The 21,091-nt window shown below is 58.4% G+C and carries 18 protein-coding genes, 1 tRNA gene and 1 pseudogene; 11 read left to right on the forward strand and 9 right to left on the reverse strand.

The window, feature by feature from the left end:
- Window positions 1-131 precede the first annotated feature (131 nt).
- Window positions 132-1,238: a Hint domain-containing protein gene (locus LC354_RS11025; RefSeq protein ID WP_223423765.1), complete on the forward strand. Its 1,107-nt coding sequence runs from the start codon at window positions 132-134 to the stop codon at window positions 1,236-1,238.
- Here LC354_RS11025 and dddP read toward each other — a convergent pair.
- The gene (gene dddP, locus LC354_RS11030; protein WP_223423767.1) at window positions 1,205-2,545 is read right to left on the reverse strand and encodes a dimethylsulfonioproprionate lyase DddP; all 1,341 of its coding nucleotides are present in this window, start codon (window positions 2,543-2,545) and stop codon (window positions 1,205-1,207) included. The two genes, LC354_RS11025 and dddP, sit on opposite strands and share 34 nt — an antisense overlap.
- A gap of 129 nt (window positions 2,546-2,674) precedes the next feature.
- Between dddP and LC354_RS11035 the strand changes: the two genes are divergently transcribed.
- Window positions 2,675-3,790 carry a S41 family peptidase gene (locus tag LC354_RS11035; protein WP_223423769.1) on the forward strand — a complete coding sequence of 372 codons (1,116 nt, stop codon included), beginning with the start codon at window positions 2,675-2,677 and terminating at the stop codon, window positions 3,788-3,790.
- Window positions 3,791-3,831: 41 nt separating this feature from the next.
- The gene (locus tag LC354_RS11040; RefSeq protein WP_223423771.1) at window positions 3,832-4,608 is read left to right on the forward strand and encodes a heme-dependent oxidative N-demethylase family protein; all 777 of its coding nucleotides are present in this window, start codon (window positions 3,832-3,834) and stop codon (window positions 4,606-4,608) included.
- 10 nt (window positions 4,609-4,618) lie between these two features.
- Here the strand turns inward: LC354_RS11040 and LC354_RS11045 are convergent, their stop codons facing one another.
- The 4 genes from LC354_RS11045 to LC354_RS11060 all read right to left on the reverse strand — a co-directional run bounded on the left by LC354_RS11045 (window position 4,619) and on the right by LC354_RS11060 (window position 8,452).
- Complete coding sequence (locus tag LC354_RS11045; protein WP_223423772.1) at window positions 4,619-5,062, reverse strand: glyoxalase superfamily protein; 444 nt, start codon at window positions 5,060-5,062, stop codon at window positions 4,619-4,621.
- Window positions 5,063-5,555: 493 nt separating this feature from the next.
- Entirely contained in the window at window positions 5,556-6,347 is a 792-nt protein-coding gene (locus LC354_RS11050; protein WP_223423774.1) for a lytic murein transglycosylase, read from the reverse strand.
- 329 nt (window positions 6,348-6,676) lie between these two features.
- Complete coding sequence (gene glnA, locus LC354_RS11055) at window positions 6,677-8,080, reverse strand: type I glutamate--ammonia ligase (RefSeq protein ID WP_223423776.1); 1,404 nt, start codon at window positions 8,078-8,080, stop codon at window positions 6,677-6,679.
- Window positions 8,081-8,113: 33 nt separating this feature from the next.
- Window positions 8,114-8,452, reverse strand: a complete 339-nt coding sequence (locus tag LC354_RS11060; RefSeq protein ID WP_223423778.1) for a P-II family nitrogen regulator — start codon at window positions 8,450-8,452, stop codon at window positions 8,114-8,116.
- Between the two features lie 171 nt (window positions 8,453-8,623).
- On the opposite strand from LC354_RS11060, the pseudogene LC354_RS11065 reads away from it, so the two are divergent.
- Window positions 8,624-10,198 (forward strand): annotated as a pseudogene (locus tag LC354_RS11065) (NAD(P)H-hydrate dehydratase).
- On the opposite strand, the gene LC354_RS11070 reads toward LC354_RS11065, so the two are convergent.
- Entirely contained in the window at window positions 10,195-10,698 is a 504-nt protein-coding gene (locus tag LC354_RS11070) for a Hint domain-containing protein (RefSeq protein ID WP_223423780.1), read from the reverse strand. The pseudogene LC354_RS11065 and the gene LC354_RS11070 overlap by 4 nt on opposite strands.
- Window positions 10,699-10,836: 138 nt before the next feature.
- Between LC354_RS11070 and LC354_RS11075 the strand changes: the two genes are divergently transcribed.
- Both LC354_RS11075 and LC354_RS11080 read left to right on the forward strand, forming a co-directional pair.
- Window positions 10,837-10,920 (forward strand) — tRNA-Leu (locus LC354_RS11075).
- A gap of 399 nt (window positions 10,921-11,319) precedes the next feature.
- Window positions 11,320-12,333, forward strand: a complete 1,014-nt coding sequence (locus LC354_RS11080; RefSeq protein WP_223423782.1) for a GNAT family N-acetyltransferase — start codon at window positions 11,320-11,322, stop codon at window positions 12,331-12,333.
- Here the strand turns inward: LC354_RS11080 and LC354_RS11085 are convergent.
- The 3 genes from LC354_RS11085 to LC354_RS11095 are packed head-to-tail and all read right to left on the reverse strand — an operon-like array spanning window position 12,330 to window position 14,861.
- Window positions 12,330-12,440 carry a DUF2474 family protein gene (locus tag LC354_RS11085; protein ID WP_223423784.1) on the reverse strand — a complete coding sequence of 37 codons (111 nt, stop codon included), beginning with the start codon at window positions 12,438-12,440 and terminating at the stop codon, window positions 12,330-12,332. The genes LC354_RS11080 and LC354_RS11085 overlap by 4 nt on opposite strands.
- On the reverse strand, window positions 12,440-13,441 hold the full coding sequence (gene cydB / locus LC354_RS11090; RefSeq protein WP_223423786.1) for a cytochrome d ubiquinol oxidase subunit II: 1,002 nt from the start codon (window positions 13,439-13,441) through the stop codon (window positions 12,440-12,442). Before cydB ends, LC354_RS11085 begins: the two co-directional genes overlap by 1 nt.
- Window positions 13,434-14,861, reverse strand: a complete 1,428-nt coding sequence (locus tag LC354_RS11095; RefSeq protein WP_223423788.1) for a cytochrome ubiquinol oxidase subunit I — start codon at window positions 14,859-14,861, stop codon at window positions 13,434-13,436. Before LC354_RS11095 ends, cydB begins: the two co-directional genes overlap by 8 nt.
- Window positions 14,862-15,150: 289 nt before the next feature.
- Between LC354_RS11095 and LC354_RS11100 the strand changes: the two genes are divergently transcribed.
- From LC354_RS11100 to LC354_RS11120, 5 genes are all read left to right on the forward strand, one after another.
- Window positions 15,151-15,615, forward strand: a complete 465-nt coding sequence (locus LC354_RS11100) for an RrF2 family transcriptional regulator (protein WP_223423789.1) — start codon at window positions 15,151-15,153, stop codon at window positions 15,613-15,615.
- Complete coding sequence (locus LC354_RS11105) at window positions 15,612-16,283, forward strand: Crp/Fnr family transcriptional regulator (RefSeq protein WP_223423791.1); 672 nt, start codon at window positions 15,612-15,614, stop codon at window positions 16,281-16,283. Before LC354_RS11100 ends, LC354_RS11105 begins: the two co-directional genes overlap by 4 nt.
- Window positions 16,284-16,598: 315 nt before the next feature.
- A complete protein-coding gene (locus LC354_RS11110) occupies window positions 16,599-17,480 on the forward strand; it encodes an MBL fold metallo-hydrolase (protein WP_223423792.1) in 882 nt (293 codons plus the stop codon).
- An 18-nt stretch (window positions 17,481-17,498) separates the two neighbouring features.
- The gene (locus LC354_RS11115) at window positions 17,499-19,172 is read left to right on the forward strand and encodes a bifunctional protein tyrosine phosphatase family protein/NAD(P)/FAD-dependent oxidoreductase (RefSeq protein ID WP_223423794.1); all 1,674 of its coding nucleotides are present in this window, start codon (window positions 17,499-17,501) and stop codon (window positions 19,170-19,172) included.
- A 74-nt stretch (window positions 19,173-19,246) separates the two neighbouring features.
- Entirely contained in the window at window positions 19,247-20,950 is a 1,704-nt protein-coding gene (locus LC354_RS11120) for a SulP family inorganic anion transporter (RefSeq protein WP_223423796.1), read from the forward strand.
- The last annotated feature ends 141 nt before the right edge of the window (window positions 20,951-21,091 follow it).

A 21,091-nucleotide genomic window follows, 5' to 3' on the forward strand; every position in this document is an offset into this window, starting at 1 on the left:
AGACGATGTCATCAAGCAGTACCTGGAATTACATTCCGACAAATGATGCCTCCGGCGTCAGCCGGTGGTCCTTCACTGATTTCGCCAGTTAGGTATGCAGAAGTGGACACGAATTTCAGGAGGCATTTGTCATGCCTAATGGCGGCTCGATCACGGGCTATCTTTTTGAAGATTTCACGTTTGTAAATGACGGCGGTGAACTGACTCCGGGTCAGAATGGCCCATTCACGCTGCCATCCGACGCACAGGCAACCCTTGAGGCTGGAGCTACGACACTCGACATCAACGTGCTGGACGATGATGAAGAATTCGACGACGGCTTTCAGGACGATCCGGGCGGCGCTGCGCTCAACCAGATTTTACGCGATGATATCAATACGACATCGGTATCAGGTGATCCGGTATTGGTCGGTGCGGGCGCCGTGCTTGAGGTTGAGTTCACTTTGACGGCGACGCCTGTCGGTGGCGGCGCACCTATCGATTTGCTCTTTGTTGCGGCAGGACCGGGCGAGAACCAGGGTGATATCACGCTGGTCGTTTCGACAGCTCCGCTGGTTCCCGGGACAACCTACGATATTGCCTTCAAAGCCGACGGCGGGGGTACGCCCTATGGAGAGCTGGTTTGCTTTGCACGGGGCACGCTGATCCGAACGCCACAGGGCGATGTACCCATCGAGACGTTGCGGGTGGGGGACAGGGTGATCACGATGGATCATGGCGCGCAGCCGATTGTCTGGATGGCCAGCCGTGCGGTTCTGTTTCCCAGCCTGGACGACATGCCGATCAACGTGCACGCTGACGCACTCGCTCCCGGTCAACCCTATGCCGACACCAGAGTGTCGCCGCGCCACTGCCTGCTGCGGCAGGATCCGTCCTATGAATTGCTCTTTGACACGCCTGACGTCTTGATGGCGGCGCGTGATTGCATTGATGGCGTTTCGATCAGCCGTGCAACCCGGTCAGGTGCTGTGGAATACCATCATTTCATGTGTGCTGACCACGAGATCATCTGGGCCAACGGTATGCCCTGCGAAAGCTTTTACCCCGGCAAGGTCGCCCGGCGCAGCCTTGACCCGATCGCGCGGGCCACACTTGTTGCGCTGCACCCCGAATTGCGCGACCCCGACGCCCCTGCGCCGTTCGGCCGCGCCCGGTTGCGGGTGCGCGGACGCGAACAGCGGGCTGCAATGACCTTCCGCGGCGATCAGCCACCCATGAGGGCGGCGTCAAAGGGATAGGTCGTCAGATTCTCGAACCCGTCTTCCGTGACCAGAACCTGATCTTCGAGCTTGATCGAGAAGTCTCCGCCCACCTCGCCGACGGAGGCTTCGACGCATAAGGTCATGCCTGGCTCAAGCGCATAGTCGAACGCGCCCGCGACCGCCTTGTCCGGATAGGCAACGAGGGGCCATTCATCGCACAGGCCGACGCCATGCATCAGGCAGCCATACTTGAGCGCCTGAAATTTATCATCCAGCTTGTGGCAGTTAGCGGTCAGTTCCGGGATCGTCACGCCGGGTTTGATCATCTGCATATTGGTCTGGATATGCTCGACCGCATGGCGCATGGCATAGACCATGTCGGGGCGCGGTTTCAGATTGCCGATCCACCAACTGCGCGAAATGTCGATGCAGATACCATAAGATCCGATGAGGTCCGTATCGAAGGAGATGATTTCGTTTTGCTGGCAGACACGGGCGCCACATTCCTGAAACCATGGATTGGTGCGCGGCCCGGATGCCAGAAGGCGGGTTTCGATCCATTCCCCCCCCCGTTTGATGTTCTCGGCGTGTAGCACCGCCCAGACATCGTCTTCGCAGGTTTTTCCGTCACCGACATTGGCGCGGGCAAACTCTTCCATCTTGCGCACGGTCGTCTCGCAGGCATGGTTTGCGCAGCGCATGGCGAGGATTTCGTCCGAACCCTTGATACTGCGGGATTTTTCGGTGACCTCTTCGCCATCCTTGAGATCAAACCCGACGGCTTCCAAGGCGCGCGCGCCGTGCAGCATGATCTTGTCCACGGCGAGGCGCATGTTGCCGCCCCCATGTTCCAGGATCAGGTCGCGCACTTCGGCTGCAAACGGGTCGGCCACGGCCTCGGTCTTGTCGCCAGAGGAGAAATAGAACATCGATGCGCCCGAACGCACCTCGCGCACGAGCGGGTTGAAGGACGACAGGAACGGCGCGTTCTTGTAATCCCAGATCACCATATGCCCATCCGCACAGACCAATACGGCACGGAATGGATTATGTGTGTTCCAAAGCTGCATGTTGGTGCTGTCGGTGGCATAGCGGATGTTGAGCGGGTCGAACATCAGCACCCCGCCATAGTCGCGATCAACCACATGCTGCGTCAAGCGCCTCCAGCGATACTCCCGCATGTTCGCAAGATTGGGCAGGATGAGCCCCGCGGCTTCCCATTCCGCAAAGGCCAGTTGGGTCGGCCCGATCTCGACCCGGTCCGCATAGTTGGGCGATCCGTCGCCCAAGGTAGCGCCGCGTGCGGGATCGATCTTGCGGGTATCACGGTAATGCTGGTTCATTGGCGGACCTCGTTGTCTGACGTCATCGTGGCTTGGATTCTCGGCCCTTGGTTGCCGAATTGCGACCTGTCGGCAGGTCGTTTTCTTCTGCCAATAGACATCGTCACAACCGTGAGGCACAGTTCCAAAATGGGATTTCATCAAGACGCTAAGATCATCGAAGAGATCGTTCAGCGGCGTGACCCGGCATTTGTGTCTGTGCATGCCGGGCAGCAAAAGGAGGCCTTGAGGGGTTTGAGTGCATCCGCCCGGGACGCGGACAAGGATGCGTTCTTGCTGGCGGCCATGGGTGTCGTGGCAATGGCGGGCAACGGGCACAGCCGCGTCATTCCCAATCTGGCGATAGATGTGGTGCCGCATCGTATCGTCATGCGGGACGCGGATCCTGTGATGGTGGTGGATGGCGCTGCGGTTCCGATCATTTCCGTAAACGGCAGCGTCCCCGGGCCATTGTTCGAGGCTTGGAGGCATCTGCTGGCCGGTAGCGACACACGACAGCGGATGTTATCCGGAATAATGATGGCGTGGCCTGCTGCTTTGCGCGTTGCGGGCGTTGAGGGAGTGACGCTCCATTACGCGCTGGCAGATGGGCGCAATATTACCTGCGCCAGCGATGACCGGGTGGAGGCTGCATCGCTTTATCCTGTATCCGATAACGGGTTTCTTGATCCGAACCATGACGATTACGCCTTGGCATCCGGGTCCATGGTCCAGTGGCAGGATGGCATATGGCGCATCCGCATTGCGGGTTTGAAGGACGTCAATTCGGCCGAATTTTTGGAACTCGCCCAGCGAATCCAGACGCGCCGGGATGCCGGTCTGGTTGTTGATCTGCGTGGCAATACCGGCGGTGACTATACCAAAGCCCGGCCGCTCATCGACTGGCTGGCGAAAGACTGGCGCGGTATGCACTGCGCGATCCTCGTGAACGGCTATACGTTTTCGGCCGCCATCGTCGTGGCTGTCTTGCTCGTGCACAGGTTGGGTGCGCGGGTGCAGTTGTTTGGAAGCGACGTTGGCGACACTTTGGCTTTTTATGCGGAAGGCGACACCGCGCCCTTGCACCAGAGCGGCGGCCTGTTGCGCTATGCATCAGGCTGGCACGATTGGCAAAGTGGCCAGGCTGATGCCACGACGCCACAGATCATCGCCCGCGATCTGGTCGGTATCGAAGCACTGGATATTGTGTCTGTGCCGGAGGCTTCGCAATTGCCGACTGCGATGGCCTTTGCGCAGGGCCATTGAAGCGTCTGGAAATGCCGACAATGTCGTGCCAGAACGCAATCATGGACCCGATTTTACAACGACATCTGCCGCCAGATATGCAAGTCAGCCGCGCTTTGCCCGGTATCCAACCCGAGAACGGGCGGTGGTTGCGGGTAGACGAGGCCTATCCCGCGCAGATGGCGCGCCGTTTGGCCTTGTTGCGCGATGTGCCCGCGCAGGTTTTGTATCTCGATCCCGCTGCCCGCCCCGCAGCGCAGGAATTGCTGAGCGAGGTGCTGAAGGTCTTGCCCGATCTGGGCTTTGACGTGTCCAGTTCTCAAGTGGTTTGCCCGGATGGCCGTAAGGTGGACGCATCGTCCACCACCTGTCCGCTGATGCTGTTGGGCCAGTTACTGCAAAACGATTTCGTGCTGATGGAAAAACGCGGGGCTGAGCATGTGTTGACGGGCGCGGTCCTGTGTTTTCCGGCATCCTGGCGGCTTGATGAAAAGGCCGGTCGCCCGCTCACGGACATCCACGTTCCGGTGCAGGATTATACGGATGAGGTGGCCCGGCGGGTGCAGCGCCTGTTTGACGGGATACAGGTGGGGCGTCCGCTGTGGCGGTTCAATCAGCTTTGGTATGAAGATCCGGAGCTTTTTCAGCCCCGCTCTGCGCATGCACCCAGACGGGTAGGTGCAGCACATGTCGATGGACCCTATTACCGGACGGAGCGGCAGACCCTGTTGCGCTTGCCGGTCTCAAAGGCTGTCGTCTTTGCGGTCCACACCTATGTCCTGCGCCGCGAAGATGTTTTGAACCCTGTGTCGCGTCAGGCGGGAAAAGCACCCGCCTGACGCATTGGTTTCAGAGAGACGCTCCGACGGCGTCCAGAACCACATGAGGCTGCCCATCGGATGTCTTTTGCGCAGAGTGGCCCTTGGCGTTCACCACGCAGCTGATCTGACGCCGAAAGGCCGAGAATTGCGGCGAGGCAACCACATCAATGGGCGCGTCAAAACGCAAAGTCAGGCCGTGTTGCCCCAGAGCCAGTGCGCGTACCGCCTTGACCGTTCCGACAAAGGCGTGCCCGAGATATTGGCCGGAGAGCCGCTGCCCGGTGTAAAAGCTGCGGTCTTGTGCCTGAGGTGCCTTGGCGCTGAGTGTGTTCCAGTCGCGCGCGCCCCATTGGTGGGCAATTGCTTCGAGCGCCTGTGCGTGACTGCACGGTTTTCCAGCCGCATCAAGAGTTGCCCGCAGCCGTTTGGCTTGCGCCTTGAGGACAGTGCGTGTGGGAAGTTGGGTATCCATATCCGTCTCCTTGAGAGGTCGCGCATGGGCCTTGGGTCTCCGCGTTGCCGGGCTGCGACCTGTCGAGATCAGGGCGGTCTGTCAGGGCTTCACCAAATGCGGAGGGCAGGGGCCTGAACCCTAGGAGGCGCAAATAGGTCGGCTAGCGGACATTTGCAAGGGAGCCATCGCTGCGCCTGTTCCGAGGTGTTGCAGAACTGCATAGGCGGTTTTGTGTGCCAGTAGCGTTGTCTTGTGCTGGAGAGGTACAAAGGGGGGCGCTGCCCCCCCCTCGGCCTTTGGCCTCCCCCCGGGATTTTCTGGAACAGAGAAAGAAGGGCTTTCAGGCGGTTATTGCCATGTATGTTCGCGCGGAGCGGATAGCCGATCTGGCAGTCTGAGCAGGCAGGGGCTCTGTTTTTGTGAGCCTGACGTTCAGATCATGATGGAAGATTGTGTGCAAGGAGGTGTTGCAGAGGTTGCGTCCACGCATGCGCGACATATTCGAGAGCAGTTAGCCGTCAATCCTTGCGCCCATGATCGCAATGGCTTGCTGATAGACGGTAGCGGCGTTCCATTGCTTGATCACGGCAAAATTTGGCTGACCTTCCTGATATCCCTGTCCCGGTTTCCAGCCCTTCTTGCGCAGGTAGTTTGCCGTGGAGGCCAGGGCGTCGGTCTGGTTGTAAAAATCAACCTTGCCATCGCCATTGGCATCCACGCCATATTTCAGCGCGTTGCCGGGCAAGAACTGTGTATGGCCAAGCTCGCCATGTTTTGCGCCCTTGGTGGCACTGGTGATCGTTCCCTGGTCGACCAGCTTGAGCGCGCCTATGGCATGCGGTTTGAAAAAATCGGAGCGTCGGCAATCATAAGTCAGTGTGACAATGGCCGACACGACCGGGCTGTCTCCCATGAAGCCGCCAAAGGCCGTTTCCATCCCGTGGATCGCGATCAGGACCCCAGCGGGCACACCGTATTGCCGTTCGAGCGCGGCATAGAAGTCGGGGCTGCGCGCCTTGCGTTTGCGCCCCTGTGCCACGATCGTGTCTGCGCCGCGGATCTGCATGAATTTGGGCAGGGAATAGCGAAATGATTTTTGGTTTCGATCGGCGGAAATGGTTCGCGTTGCGTACTGGGACTGCGCAAGGGCGGTGAGGCCGGGGCTTTTGATGCCTTCTCTCTTGGCTTCGGCGGCAAAGGCCGCCTTCCACCTGTCGAACCCGGCGCCTGTGTTGCCACAGGTCGCTGCGCCAGATGCGGTGCCAAGAGACAAGAGGGCGGCGGCGATCATAAGACTTTTCATCAGGGATACCTTCGCAACTTCAACACGGTTTGCCTGACTATGACCTTTTTACCGGAAACCGCCAAGTCCCGGAGTGTTTGGAGCAGGAACATAAGTCCTGTCATTCTGTTTCTGACGGTCATTTGCTTCCCGGATTGGGCGTCGGCCAGTCATGTCGTGATGATCGTTCATCTTCGTTGCAATGATCTCGGAAGTTTACGGTTGCTCTTTTTTATGGACCGGTCCCAGGAAGGCGGAGGTGCCGGGTCGCTGTAGAGATTTTCTGATCCGTCCCCGCACAAAAAAAGGGCGCCCCGTTAGGGACGCCCAAATATCAACGTCGGAAAGGATCAGCAGCTGTAGTACATTCCGAACTCAACCGGGTGCGGCGTGTGTTCGTAGGTTTCGATCTCTTCCATCTTCAGCTCGATGTAGCCTTCGATCTGGTCCTTGGTGAAGACGTCACCGGCCAGCAGGAAGTCCATGTCGGCCTTCAACTCTTCCATGGCTTCGCGCAGCGAGCCACAGACAGTCGGGATACCGGCCAGCTCTTCGGCGGGCAGATCATAGAGGTTCTTGTCCATGGCTTCGCCGGGATCGATCTTGTTGTTGATGCCGTCAAGGCCGGCCATCAGCAATGCTGCAAAGCACAGGTAGGGGTTGGCGGCCGGATCGGGGAAACGGGCCTCAACGCGCTTGGCTTTGGGGTTTTCGGCCCATGGGATCCGGATACAGCCCGAGCGGTTGCGGGCGGAATAGGCGCGCAGAACGGGCGCCTCGAACCCTGGGATCAAACGCTTGTAGCTGTTGGTCGCCGGGTTTGTGAACGCGTTCAATGCCTTGGCGTGCTTGAGGATGCCGCCGATGAAATACAACGCTTCGTTGGACAGGTCAGCATATTTGTCGCCTGCAAAAACGGGCTTGCCGTCTTTGAAGATCGACATGTTGACGTGCATGCCGGTGCCGTTGTCACCTGCGATGGGCTTGGGCATGAACGTGGCCGACTTGCCATAGGCGGCGGCAACGTTGTGAATCACATATTTGTACTTCTGAAGTTCGTCCGCTTGCTTGGTCAGCGATCCAAAGATCAGGCCAAGCTCGTGCTGGCACGACGCCACCTCGTGGTGATGCTTGTCGACTTTCATGCCGAGGCGCTTCATCGTCGAGAGCATTTCCGAACGCAGATCCTGCGATTCATCCGTGGGGTTCACGGGGAAATAGCCGCCCTTGACGCCGGGACGGTGGCCCATGTTGCCCATTTCGTACTCGGTGTCGGTGTTCCACGACGCGTCCGTTGCATCAACTTCGTAGGACACCTTGTTGATTGTATTGGAATAGCGCACGTCGTCGAACAGGAAGAACTCGGCCTCTGGCCCCATGTAGGCCACATCGCCGATACCTGTCGAGATCAGGTAGGCTTCGGCTTTTTCGGCAGTGCCGCGTGGGTCGCGCTCATAGGGCTCGCCCGTGTCAGGCTCCACGATGGAGCAGTGGATGCAGATCGTTTTTTCAGCATAGAACGGATCGACATAGGCGCTTGCTTCGTCGGGCATCAATTTCATGTCAGAGGCTTCGATGGATTTCCACCCCGCGATGGACGATCCGTCAAACATGAACCCTTCTTCAAGGAAGTCTTCGTCGACCTGATCGGCCATGACGGTCACGTGTTGCAGCTTGCCGCGTGGATCTGTGAAACGAATGTCGACGTATTCTGCGTCTTCTTCCTTGATGAGGTCAAGAACAGGGTGAGCCATGTTCGGTATATCCTTCCAGTCTTATAGGTTTGATTATAGAGCGTCCGAGCCGGTCTCGCCGGTGCGGATGCGAATTGTTTGTTCGACGGTGGAGACAAAAATCTTGCCATCGCCGATCTTCTCGGTTTTTGCGGCAGCAACGATCGCTTCAATGGCGGCGTCAGCCTGGTCATCGTCCAAGACCACCTCGATTTTGACTTTGGGCAGGAAGTCCACAACGTATTCTGCGCCGCGATAAAGTTCCGTATGGCCCTTTTGGCGCCCAAAGCCCTTGACTTCGATAACGCTCAAGCCTTGAACACCAACGTCTTGCAGGGCCTCTTTGACCTCATCAAGCTTGAACGGCTTGATGATCGCTTCGATCTTTTTCACGTCTTGGCCTCCCTTGGCATATTGCCATCCCGGTGGATCATTTGAGGTTTGGAGCGTCTATGGGATGTGGTAGAGATTGACAGGAACTTAATGCGTTTTACTGCACGTCGCACGCTATTTGCGCATGTTGCACAATTTATGTTCAGAACTGAATCCTGAGAGGTTTTGGAGATGACAGAACTGCTGACCGCTGCGGAAATGCGGGCCGTTGAAGGGGCCGCAATCGACTCAGGTGCGGTCTCCGGGCTGGAGTTGATGGAGCGCGCAGGCGCAGGGGTCGTCGCCGCAGTGCTGTCACAATGGCCGGAATTGTCCCGTGGCGCACAGTCCGCTGTGGTGCTGTGCGGACCGGGCAACAATGGGGGCGATGGTTTTGTGGTGGCCCGTTTGCTGACCGAGGCGGGTTGGACGGTGCGGCTGTTTCTCTACGGCGATCCGGACCGGCTGCCACCGGACGCAAGCACGAATTTTGAACGATGGGCCACGATGGGGTCTGTCACGGCGCTGACGGCCGACGTGATGCAAGAGCAATCCTTTCCAGGTGACTGCGATGTGCTGTTCGATGCACTGTTTGGCACGGGGCTTGGACGGGCGATCTCGCTGCCCTTGCAAAAGCCTGGTCGCAATCCGAAGCCTTACCGGACGGTGGCCATCGATATCCCGTCCGGACTATGCAGCGACAGTGGCCGCATCATAGGGTCCGCCGAACACGTTCTGCAGGCCGACCTTACAGTGTCTTTCCATCGCGCGAAGGTCGGGCATATGATCGCTCGGGGGCCCGAGGTCAGCGGAGCTTGCGTCATTGCGGATATCGGGTTGTGATCCAGCTTCATCTTGCAAAACAAACTCCCGCCGGAGGCAAAAAACTTGGTAACACATCTCATTGATCGTGAAACGGTTCCGGATCTGCGAAAGCCTGCGGGTCATAAATTCGATCATGGGCACGCATTGGTGCTCAGTGGAGGTGCGGGACACACTGGGGCTGCGCGCTTGGCGGCCCGCGGCGCGCTCCGGGTCGGGGCCGGATTGGTGACACTGGGCGTGCCGCCTGCGGCGCAACTGGAGGTGGCAGCGCAGATTACCGCAATCATGCTCGAGAGAATCACCGATGCCGATGCGCTTGCGGCCAAATTGGATGACGATCGGGTCAATGCGCTTTGCCTTGGGCCGGGTCTTGGTTTGGGCGAGCGAGCGGCAGGGTTGGTGGATGCGGCGCTCGACTTCGGACAACTTCACGTGTCCTGGTCTGCGGTATTCGATGCCGACGCGCTCACCTTGATTGCCTCGGATCCGTCGCGGATGGCGGCGTTGAATGAGGCCTGCGTCCTGACCCCGCATGGCGGCGAGTTTGCGCGCCTGTTTCCGGACATCGCGGATCGTTATGCGGCGGCACCAACACACGGCCCTGCCTACAGCAAAGTCGACGCGACCCGCGACGCCGCGCGCCACTGCGGCGCGGTGGTGCTGTTCAAAGGTCCGGACACAGTCATCGCGCATCCGGACGGACGCGCGAACGTGCATGCTGCAGTCTACGATCGCCAAGCGCCGTGGCTTGCCACGGCGGGCGCCGGTGATGTGCTAGCGGGGTTCATCACCGGACTTCTGGCGCGCGGCTTTGATCCGATGACGGCTGCATCCGTCGCCGCCTGGCTGCACGTGGAATGTGCCCGCGCGTTCGGTCCGGGCCTGATCGCCGAGGATTTGCCCGAGACCTTGCCGCAGGTTTTGCGCGGGCTGGAATGTTAGGCCGCGACCGCATCCGCCGCACGCAGCGCAGGTATGGAAATCTCCAGACCTTCTGCGTAGATCACATAAGGCGCATGAAAACCCAGCCGAAAGAGCGTCATTTCCCGGGGGCCCAGCGACGTGATCAGATGGTCATCGATCAAACAGCCCGCGGGCATCACCGCCTGGGTCGCACCGTGCAGCGCCTTGGCGCGCCAGTCACGCACCAGAACCATTTGCGCGGCAGGCATCACCACATCTTGTCTTGGGTGCGACGCACCAAAGGCATCCGCCGCGATCGCAACGGCCTCGACCGTGATGCGTTCGGATGTGATGGCTTCCAACGGGACCAACCCGGCATTGCGCGTGACAATCCGGTCGCCGGGCACAAGAAGGTCAATCGGGGTGTCATCATCGGCTGTCAATAGGATCGTGCCGGCCATCAGGCCAACATGCGTAAACTCAGTGCGCATCTGCGGGATGAGCCCGCTTTGTTTGCGCCCGACCGTTTTCGGTTTCATGGCGTCTCTCTTTTTCAACCTGCCTCTAGGTTAATGAGATAATATCTCAACAACCCGTTAAAGTCGCACATTTTCTCCAACCGTCTGATCAAAATGCACTCGCATCCGCTGACGCGCTTTGTTAAAGCATGCGGTGTTGCGGGTGTGGCGGAATTGGTAGACGCACCAGATTTAGGTTCTGGCGCCTATGGCGTGGGGGTTCGAGTCCCTTCACCCGCACCAATCCCGCTTTTCGGTGGCTCGTTCCGTAAGGATAATCAGGCGATAAAGATCCTTTTCTTAAAGGGTTTTTCTGCCCCTTGCCTTTTCGGACCTGAGCAATTTTGTATCCTCAAGGTGGAATCAGTCGGACAGGTAAGAGCCGAACGTTTGCCTTTGTCAAAACATCTTTTGATATCCGCACGTTGGCAGTTTGAGCTTGCAATATGCTCGCTGGATAGTGTTGCTTTTGTGCAACTATTTTTTGCCTGCGCGCTGCGTTATCCGCTTCTCCGGGCCGCTTTCAGTTTCCAATTGCGTCGTTCAGATGTGTTGTTTCGTCAAACTATGGCAGGATCGAGATAATGCGGCGCAGGCAGCTAACACCAACGATTTCAGTTCATGACAGAAACGGGGACGCAGATGACCGTAAGCATTCGACCGGCCAATCCATGCGATCTTGAACACCTTGCCGAGCTTTTTTTGGAGGATGCCAAGGTCCGGCACGCCCAAGACCCTGTCTTGTGGGCTTTGGAGAGAGGCCCGCGCAAGAAAATAGTCTCGACCCTCAAGGCTGCGATGGAGGCCGACGCGCCGGTCATGCGCCAAATTTGGCTGATTGCGGAAGCGGATGGTGTCGTTGTCGGTGTCGCTCATTCGATCCTTTTGCCCGTTCCGCCCATTTATGCCGGTGTGTTCGGCCCGCCCGGTCTGATCATGGAAGACTGTTATGTCGCGCCGGGGGCACCGCCGGACACGTATGTGCTGCTGCTGAACGCGGCCGAAGCAGATCTGATCGCCGCAGGTGCGCGGATTTTGCTGGGGTCCAGCGTGGAGGGTGGCGCATGGGCCGCGCATTATCTCGGGCATGGTTATGAGCCGCTGACCTGCTATTTCGCCAAGTCCGGTCTGGCCCAAACAGTTATGCCCGACAGTGTTCGTAATGCCGAGCCGGAAGACGTGGCCGGGATCGTCGCTTCCAGCGCCGTGAACAGGCAGATCCTTTGGGATCTGCACAGGGTTTTCTGGGAACCCCATCACGAGGCTGACAAACGGTTCGCATCATGGATGCAGCGCAGCCTGACGTTGACGGATCGCGACATGTTCGTGTCAGGCATGGATGGTGAGGTGCAAGGCTACGCCATCTCGCAACCGGCGACGCCGCTGCATTTTCCAACGCCGCATGACATTTCCGCAGTGGGCGTCATTGATGACTTTTACCACGACGCGCTTGAGGCCGTGGATCAACTCGGTGCCACCGCGGGGCAAGCCGTGGCCCTGTTCGAAGCGGCCGAAACGGCACGCGCACAACGAGACAACGCCGCGCTTCTGGTCGTTTGTCCCGCGGCCTGGACATCGAAGATCGAGTTGCTGACCGCGGCCGGATACAGCAACGCGGTGACCTGGTTTTACAAATACGTCGCTGCTTCGACTTAGCCGTTTATCGCCAGCCTGATGACGAAGGCGATGACCCCGAGCGCTGCGACGCTCGCAATCCAAAGTCCGACGAACCAGCCAATTTTTCGCAAGGTGTCCAGGCGCATCAGTGGTAACCTTCGTCCGGGTCCACCTTGCCGCGAAACACCCAATAGGCATAGGCGGTGTAGGCAAGGATCATCGGCACCAGCACGACAGTGCCAACGAGGGCGAAGCGCAGGCTCTCATCGGGGGCTGCGGCATCGGCGATCGTCAGGCCGGGTGGGACGATATGGGGGTAAAAGCTGATTCCGATCCCAATGAAACAGAGGCCGAAGAGGGTCAGCGCGGCGAGAAAGGGCTGTGCGTCCTTGTGGGCTTTCAACCCCGAGAACAGAGCCCAGGCTGCTGCCAGAACGGCTCCGGGCATTGCGACACTGAGCGCGAGGCCGGGCATGTTGAACCAGCGCTCGAAATAAACGGGGTCCTGAAACGGGGTGAGCAGGCTCACAATGCCGATAAAGCCAAGTGTCCCCATCGCAAGCCAGCGCGCATATCCCTCCATCTGGCGTTGCAGCGGGCCTTCCGTCTTCATGACCAGCCAGGCCGCACCGAGCAACGCATACCCAACCACCACCGCACAGCCGGTCAGGATGGAAAACAGGCTTAGCCAGTCCCACCAGCCACCCGCATAGGCACGATCGGCGACGTCGATCCCCTGCACCAGTGCGCCGAGCGCGATACCCTGCATGAAAGCGGCCACAATCGATCCTCCAAAAAACGCCCTGTCCCAGACCGGCTTCCACCGCTCGGTGCGCCAGCGGTATTCAAAGGCCACACCGCGAAAGATCAAGGCCAGCAGCATCAGGATGATCGGCATGTAAAGTGCCGGCATGATCACCGCGTAGGCCAGAGGAAAGACGGCAAACAACCCGCCACCGCCCAGCACCAGCCATGTCTCGTTGCCATCCCAGATGGGCGCGATGGAGTTCATCATCGTGGCCTTTTCCCGCTCTGTTTCGGCGAGCGGAAAAAGAATGCCGACGCCAAGGTCAAACCCGTCGAGGATCACATAGGTCAGGACGGCAAAGGCGATAATGCCGGCCCAGATAAAGGAAAGCTCAAACATCTCTTGTCTCCCGGTTTACAGGCGTTTCGTCCGCATTTGTCTGAGCGACCGGCGACATGCTGACGGTGCGCAGGGGGCCTTCCTTGATGCCGGGAATGGGGGCCTTGGGCGGCGCGTTCATCATGCGCAAAAGGTAAAACGTACCCGCGCCGAACACGAAGAAGTAGACCACGATAAAGGCTAAGAGCGACGCGGCAACCGCAGGTGCGGCAACGGGTGCGAGGCTGTCGCTGGTGCGCAAGAGGCCATAGACCGTATAGGGCTGACGACCGACCTCTGTCGTGATCCAACCCGCCAATACCGCCACAAATCCCATGGGTCCCATGACAATTGCCGCGCGGTGCAACAGACGGTCGTCAAAGAGCCGACCGCGAAAGCGTCGCCAGAGACCCCACGCCCCAAGGCCAAGAATGGCAAAGCCAATGCCGACCATGATGCGAAAACTCCAGAACACGATGGCGACAGGGGGCTCGTCCGCGTCAGGTACGGTGTCCAGCCCGTCCAATGGCGCATCCCATTTGTGCTTGAGGATCAGGCTCGACAGGTAAGGCACCTCGATGGCGTAATCGACCCGTTTTTCCTTTGCGTTTGGAATGCCAAACAGGATCAACGGTGCCCCGTCCGGGTAACTGTGGTAATGGCCCTCCATGGCCATGACCTTGACCGGTTGATGCTCCAGCGTGTTGAGGCCGTGCGCGTCGCCCGCGAAAATCTGAAGCGGAGCCACGCAGATCAGCATCCACATCGCCATCGAGAACATACGTCGGGCGGGTCGGTCCTGACGGTTGCGCAGCAAATGCAGGCCGCCGACGCCACCCACCACAAGGGCCGTCGTCAGATAGGCCGCCAGCACCATATGCGTCAGCCGGTAAGGGAAGGAGGGATTGAAGACGATCTGCCACCAGTCTTCCGGCACGAATTGTCCCGCCTCGTTGATGCCATAACCCGCGGGCGTTTGCATCCAGCTGTTGACCGACAAGATCCAGGTGGCGGACATCAAGGTGCCGAAGGCGACCATGGCGGTTGCCAGCATGTGCAGCCTGTCGCCCACCCGCGCGCGCCCGAACAGCATGATGCCGAGGAAACCGGCCTCGAGGAAAAAGGCTGACAAGACCTCATAGGCCATCAAAGGTCCAAGCACGGGGCCGGTTCTGTCCGAAAAGACGGACCAGTTGGTCCCGAATTGGTAGGACATTACAATCCCGGACACGACGCCCATGCCGAAGGCCACGGCAAAGATCTTTTTCCAGTAGTTGAACAGGGTCAGATAAGTTTCGTCCTTCGTGCGCAACCACAACGCGTTCAACACCGCGAGATAGCTGGCCAGCCCGATGGAAAAGGCCGGGAAGATGATATGAAACGATACGGTGAACGCAAATTGTACCCGTGCCAGGATTTCTGCGGTGAAACTGTCGAACATTGGGGCCTCCGGCCGGATCAGTGTTTGAAGGGGCGCAGATCGGGGCCGCTTGAGTCAGCCCATATATGCGGCGTATTGAATTTGGCTTGGTCGGCAGATGAAACGACGATCGACCTGTCCCGTGCTCACATGCAGCACCGTATCACGGCGGCCCTCAATGCGGATGGGCAAATGTCGTGCGCATGCCTGAATTCCTGTGTTTCTAAAGGTTGCAGACCACATCTAGTCGGAGGGCTTTACAAAAGCAATATTTTGAATGTATGTTTAGGTGCGACAACTGGATGCAGCCATGAAACTGACAAGTTACACCAATTACGCGATGCGTTCACTGCAGCTTGCTGCCTTGAAAGCGCCAGAGCTTGTGCGGATCGACGATGTGGCGAAAATCCACAACCTGTCACGTCCGCATATCATGAAAATCGTGCATGAACTGGGTAAAGCAGGTTATATCGAAACGGTTCGTGGCCGAAATGGCGGCTTTCGGCTCGCCCGCCTGCCTCAGGAGATCGTGGTGGGTGACGTCGTTCGGATGACCGAAGGTCCGCTGGATGTTGTCGAGTGTTTCAATCCGAAAACGAACACGTGCCCCTTGATCGGCATCTGCATCCTGTCTCGCAAGATGCAAGAGGCCACGGCGGCCTTTATGGCCGTTCTTGACGATTTGACCATTGCGGATATTGCTGCAAACCGTGGACAATTGATGGAGCGCATTGCGCCGTTGGAGACGCCAAGACTGGAAAAGGCAGCACGATGACAGATACATCTGAATGGGTGGAACGGTTTCCGGGCCTGTCGCGTCTGGATCTGCCTACGAAGCAATTGCTTCTGACCCGCAGCGCCATTGTCGCAGTCCCGGCGGGCACAACAATCTTTGGCCCCGGAAACTCGCCAGAAAACATGTTGTTTCTATTGGACGGCACGGTTCGTGTTCAACAGGTGTCTGAAACCGGGCATGAAATCGTTCTCTATCGGATCGAGGCCGGCCAAAGCTGTGTTCTGACGACGGCTTGTTTGCTGGCCTATGATGACTATGCGGCAACAGGAATTGCGGAAACCGCGGTCGAGGCGGCAGCGGTGCCACGGGATGTGTTTGACGATCTGGTAGCGCAGTCGAAACCATTTCGGGATTTCGTTTTTGCAGCGTTCTCCAAGCGGATCACCGACCTGTTTCTCATGATCGACGAGGTCGCGTTTCAACGCCTTGATGTCCGACTCGCCGACAAGCTGATCACGCTCTCCCACGATACGGACCGTGTCGCAACCACCCACCAGAAACTGTCTATTGAGCTTGGAACGGCCCGCGAAGTCATTTCGCGCCAGTTACAAGAGTTTCAGCGCCGTGGATGGATCGAACAGGCCCGCGGCAGCATCAGTCTGATCGGGCGTGACCAGCTTGTGCAACTGGCCAATCACAATACTTAAAGAAATTTGAACGTTGGTGACAATGTCACCGAGTTTCTCGCACCAAAGGGCTATTGTAAATATAGCTTTTAGAGGAGGCAACGAATTGACTGCATTTCTGGCACCGGAACCAGTGGATTTGCTGTGACGCTATGCTGCGATCACATGCATCATCCGCGTTTCCGGGTATCGCAAGATGCCGCCAGGTGCGGCCAACTGCTGTGCCGCGGAGGGCTGGGATGCACTCCGTTTCCTAAAACAATCGCTGTGCCAGTCCTGTGCAGTTTAACGCAAGAGCCGGGGGAAGCCCCGGTCTGAGTAATGGAGGAAAAAAGAATGACTTATCCGGTAAACATGTCCGTCAAGCCAGAGGTTTCGGCCCATTTTGACGAGGCGACAAACACGATCAGCTATATCGTAAAAGATCCGTCCAGCATGCATTGCGCCATCATCGATAGCGTCATGGACATCGACTATGCCGCCGGGCGTATCACCTATGATCATGCGGATGCGCTGATCTCCGAGATTAAAAAGCGCGGCCTGACGCTCGACTGGATCATCGAAACACATGTGCACGCCGATCACCTGAGTGCTGCCCCTTATATCCAGCAAAAGCTGGGCGGAAAAATCGGCGTCGGGGACAAAATTCTGGTCGTGCAGGAAACCTTCGGCAAAATTTTCAACGAAGGCACCGAGTTCCAGCGCGACGGTTCGCAATTCGATGCGCTGTTCAAGGACGGGGACACCTACATGATGGGCAATATGCAGGGCTTTGCCATGTATACGCCCGGCCACACACCTGCCTGCATGGTGCACGTCCTGGGCGACGCGGCCTTTGCCGGTGACACGCTGTTCATGCCGGACGGCGGGTCGGCGCGTTGTGACTTTCCCGGCGGTGATGCGGGCGAACTTTATGACAGCATCCAGAAGGTTCTCAGCCTGCCGGACGAGACGCGGTTGTTCATGTGTCACGATTACGGCCCGAACGGGCGCGCGATTCAGTGGGAAACAACGGTGGCCGAAGAAAAGGCAGACAATATCCACGTGGGTGGCGGCAAAACTCGCGAAGAGTTCATCAAGTTCCGCACTGAACGGGACGCGCAACTCGATATGCCCAAGCTGATCATTCCGTCCTTGCAAGTGAACATGCGCGCAGGCGCAGTGCCCAAGGATCACGATGGCAACCCGATGCTCAAAGTTCCGGTCAACGCCATCTGACCGAAGGGAGTGACACACATGGATATCAAGACACTGACGGCCGGATTATCGGTCAGTGAACAGATCACGCCTGCGGATATGCAGGCGATCAAGGATGCGGGATTTCGGGCGGTGATTTGCAACCGGCCGGACGGGGAGGGGCCAGACCAGCCAACCTTTGAAGAAATCGCAAATGCAGCCCAGAACGCCGGACTGACGGCGCTTTACCTGCCAATCGTTTCGGGCAAGGTGACCGACGAAGACGCCGCAGCCTTTGACAAGGCACTGACCGAATTGCCGGGCCCTGTCCTCGCCTTTTGCCGGAGTGGGACACGATCTGCGACGCTGTGGTCGCTCGGGCAGGCGGGGCAGCGCAGTGTCGCTGATATCCTGGCGGCCACGAAGGCGGCGGGATACGATATGGGCGGTGTCGTGCGCCGGATCGTCAACGGCGGGAAAACCCCGACCGATGAAGGCGACGCGAGCTATGAGGTCGTGATTGTCGGGGCTGGCGCCGGTGGTATTGCCGCTGCGGCAAGCCTGAAGGCCCGCAAACCCGGCCTCGAGATCGTCATCATTGATCCTGCGGATGTCCATTACTATCAACCCGGATGGACGATGGTCGGTGCCGGAATTTTCGAACCTCAGCAGACGTCGCGCACGATGGGGTCGCTGATCCCGCCGGGTGTGCATTGGATACAGGCGGCTGTCGCGGCATTCGAGCCGGGCAACAACGCCGTGATCCTCGATGGCTGTCGGGTCGTGAAATACAAACGGCTCATCGTGTGCCCTGGCCTGAAACTTGACTGGAACAAGGTTGACGGTCTGGTCGAAACGCTCGGCCAGAACGGAGTGACGTCAAATTACCGATACGACCTTGCACCCTACACCTGGGAATTGGTTCAGGGCATGACGCAGGGGCGGGCGATCTTTACCCAGCCGCCCATGCCGATCAAATGTGCCGGTGCGCCGCAAAAGGCGATGTACCTGTCCGGCGATGCCTGGTTCCGCAGGGGGGTGTTGAAGAACATCGACATTCAGTTCAACAACGCCGGTGGCGTATTGTTCGGCGTCAAGGACTACGTTCCGGCCCTGATGGAATACGTCAAGAAATATGACGCATCGCTGAATTTCTTTCACAACCTCGTAGCCGTGGATGGTCCGGCGAAAAAGGCATGGTTCGATGTCGCCAAACCGGACACGCCCGTTGAACGGGTCGAGATGGACTTTGACATGATGCATGTGTGCCCGCCACAGACAGCGCCTGATTTCATTCGGGTGTCGCCGTTGGCTGACGCGGCAGGATGGATTGATGTGGATCAGGCAACGTTGCGCCACAAGACATACGATAACGTCTGGTCGCTCGGTGATGTCATGAACGCGCCAAATGCGAAGACGGCGGCGGCGGCGCGGATCCAGGCGCCCATCGTTGCTGAAAACCTCGTCGCTGATATGCGGGGCGGTGCGCCGGTCGCGCAGTACAATGGCTATGGCTCATGTCCGCTGACGGTGGAGCGTGGCAAGATCGTACTGGCCGAGTTTGGCTATGGCGGAACGATGTTGCCCAGCTTTCCCAAATTTCTCATCGATGGCACCAAACCGACCCGCGCTGCCTGGTTCCTGAAAGAGAAAATGCTGCCGCCGGTGTATTGGAAAGGCATGCTGAAAGGGCGCGAATGGATGGCCAAGCCGGAAAAAATCGGCGTCAAATAAAGCCATAAGCACGCCCGCATAGAATTGCGGGCGTTTTCTCCCTCCTCCACATTTTACGATCGAGTACTGCAATAATGCGCTTCTTGCCCATTCTGACATGGGGTCGGGACTACAACCGATCTGCCCTTTCCAGTGATTTGATGGCGGCCTTGATCGTGACGATCATGCTGATCCCGCAATCGCTGGCCTATGCGCTGCTTGCGGGCCTGCCCGCAGAGGCGGGGCTCTACGCCTCGATCGTGCCGATCCTGCTCTATACCGTGTTCGGGACCAGCCGCGCCCTGGCCGTTGGGCCCGTTGCTGTGGTGTCTCTGATGACGGCGGCAGCGCTCAGCAACATCGTTGAGCAAGGCACGATGGGCTATGCTGTGGCCGCGCTGTCTCTGGCAGGGCTTTCGGGGGTGATGCTGTTGGCGATGGGGCTGTTCCGCCTCGGGTTCATCGCAAATTTCCTGTCACACCCCGTTATCGCAGGGTTCATCACGGCCTCGGGTCTCATCATTGCTGCCAGCCAGCTCAAGCACATTCTGGGCATCGACGCGCAGGGTCACAACCTTTTGGAACTGGTCTTGTCTCTGGTGGAGAACGCGCCACAGACCAACTGGATCACGGCAGTGATCGGGATAGCTGCAACCGGATTTTTGTTCTGGGTGCGCAAAGGGTTGAAACCTTTGCTTGTCCGTCTCGGCTTGGGGGCGGGCCTGACGGGCACTTTGGTGAAAACCGGCCCGGTTGCGGTCGTCGTGCTGACCACGTTCGCCGTTTGGGCGCTGGGCCTCGCAGATCAGGGCGTCAGGATCGTGGGGGTCGTGCCGCAAAGCCTGCCACCCTTCACGCTGCCTTCATTTTCGCCGTCACTGCTTAGCCAATTGCTCTTGCCGGCGTTTCTGATCTCGATCATCGGGTTCGTTGAATCGATTTCGGTGGCCCAAACTCTGGCGGCCAAGAAACGTCAGCGCATTGATCCGGATCAGGAACTGATCGGGCTGGGTGCAGCCAATATCGGCGCATCCCTCACTGGCGGCTTTCCTGTCACCGGTGGTTTTTCCCGGTCCGTGGTGAATTTCGACGCGGGCGCCGAAACGCCAGCGGCAGGGGCCTTTACCGCCTTCGGTTTGGCCATTGCCGCGATCGCGCTGACGCCGCTTGTCTATTTTCTGCCCAAGGCAACACTGTCGGCGACGATCATCGTCGCTGTGCTCAGCCTTGTGGATTTTTCCATCCTGAAACGCAGTTGGGCGTATTCAAAGGCGGATTTCGCGGCCGTTCTGACCACCATTCTGGCCACATTGCTCCTCGGGGTCGAGATCGGGGTTTCGGCAGGCGTCGTCTTGTCCATTTTGCTACACCTTTATGCGTCGTCAAAACCGCATATCGCCGAGGTGGGTCAAGTGCCCGGAACAGAGCATTACCGAAACATCCTGCGCCATGACGTCATTACCGACCCCAGCGTCGTCACGCTGCGCGTTGACGAAAGCCTCTATTTCGCGAATGCCCGCTATCTGGAGGAGAAAATCCAGAACCGCGTTGCGGGTGATACGAGCATTCGCCATGTCATCCTGCAATGTTCCGCGATCAACGAGATTGATCTCAGTGCGCTGGAGTCATTGGAGGCAATCAACGAGCGGTTGCGCGAAATGGATGTGAAGCTGCACCTGTCCGAGGTCAAGGGGCCGGTCATGGACAGGCTCAGAGAACAGCATTTTCTGTCGGACATGACTGGGCGCGTTTTCCTGTCGCAATTTGAGGCGGCGCAGGCCGTCAAAGCACAGCCTTGAGGCCGGGCACACTTGGGTGAACGTGTAGCGCGCAGGCAAACAAACGGACGCGAAATTGCGCGACGCGCGACCTGCAGGGCAGCGCGTGTTCAACGATTTTCCTAAAGAACATAAAACGTAAACCTCAGGGTTTCCGACGTT

It is taken from the genome of Tateyamaria pelophila, from assembly GCF_019966495.1.
In the GTDB taxonomy this organism is placed as follows: Bacteria; Pseudomonadota; Alphaproteobacteria; order Rhodobacterales; family Rhodobacteraceae; genus Tateyamaria; species Tateyamaria pelophila.

Coding starts and splice junctions, on each gene's coding strand:
- glnA (WP_223423776.1), bottom strand. CDS start 8,080: ATGGCTCACCCTGTTCTTGACCTCATCAAGGAAGAAGACGCAGAATAC.
- LC354_RS11025 (WP_223423765.1), top strand. CDS start 132: ATGCCTAATGGCGGCTCGATCACGGGCTATCTTTTTGAAGATTTCACG.
- LC354_RS11045 (WP_223423772.1), bottom strand. CDS start 5,062: ATGGATACCCAACTTCCCACACGCACTGTCCTCAAGGCGCAAGCCAAA.
- dddP (WP_223423767.1), bottom strand. CDS start 2,545: ATGAACCAGCATTACCGTGATACCCGCAAGATCGATCCCGCACGCGGC.
- LC354_RS11080 (WP_223423782.1), top strand. CDS start 11,320: ATGACCGTAAGCATTCGACCGGCCAATCCATGCGATCTTGAACACCTT.
- LC354_RS11105 (WP_223423791.1), top strand. CDS start 15,612: ATGACAGATACATCTGAATGGGTGGAACGGTTTCCGGGCCTGTCGCGT.
- LC354_RS11035 (WP_223423769.1), top strand. CDS start 2,675: ATGGGATTTCATCAAGACGCTAAGATCATCGAAGAGATCGTTCAGCGG.
- LC354_RS11095 (WP_223423788.1), bottom strand. CDS start 14,861: ATGTTCGACAGTTTCACCGCAGAAATCCTGGCACGGGTACAATTTGCG.
- LC354_RS11050 (WP_223423774.1), bottom strand. CDS start 6,347: ATGAAAAGTCTTATGATCGCCGCCGCCCTCTTGTCTCTTGGCACCGCA.
- LC354_RS11040 (WP_223423771.1), top strand. CDS start 3,832: ATGGACCCGATTTTACAACGACATCTGCCGCCAGATATGCAAGTCAGC.
- cydB (WP_223423786.1), bottom strand. CDS start 13,441: ATGTTTGAGCTTTCCTTTATCTGGGCCGGCATTATCGCCTTTGCCGTC.
- LC354_RS11070 (WP_223423780.1), bottom strand. CDS start 10,698: ATGAAACCGAAAACGGTCGGGCGCAAACAAAGCGGGCTCATCCCGCAG.
- LC354_RS11120 (WP_223423796.1), top strand. CDS start 19,247: ATGCGCTTCTTGCCCATTCTGACATGGGGTCGGGACTACAACCGATCT.
- LC354_RS11085 (WP_223423784.1), bottom strand. CDS start 12,440: ATGCGCCTGGACACCTTGCGAAAAATTGGCTGGTTCGTCGGACTTTGG.
- LC354_RS11110 (WP_223423792.1), top strand. CDS start 16,599: ATGACTTATCCGGTAAACATGTCCGTCAAGCCAGAGGTTTCGGCCCAT.
- LC354_RS11115 (WP_223423794.1), top strand. CDS start 17,499: ATGGATATCAAGACACTGACGGCCGGATTATCGGTCAGTGAACAGATC.
- LC354_RS11100 (WP_223423789.1), top strand. CDS start 15,151: ATGAAACTGACAAGTTACACCAATTACGCGATGCGTTCACTGCAGCTT.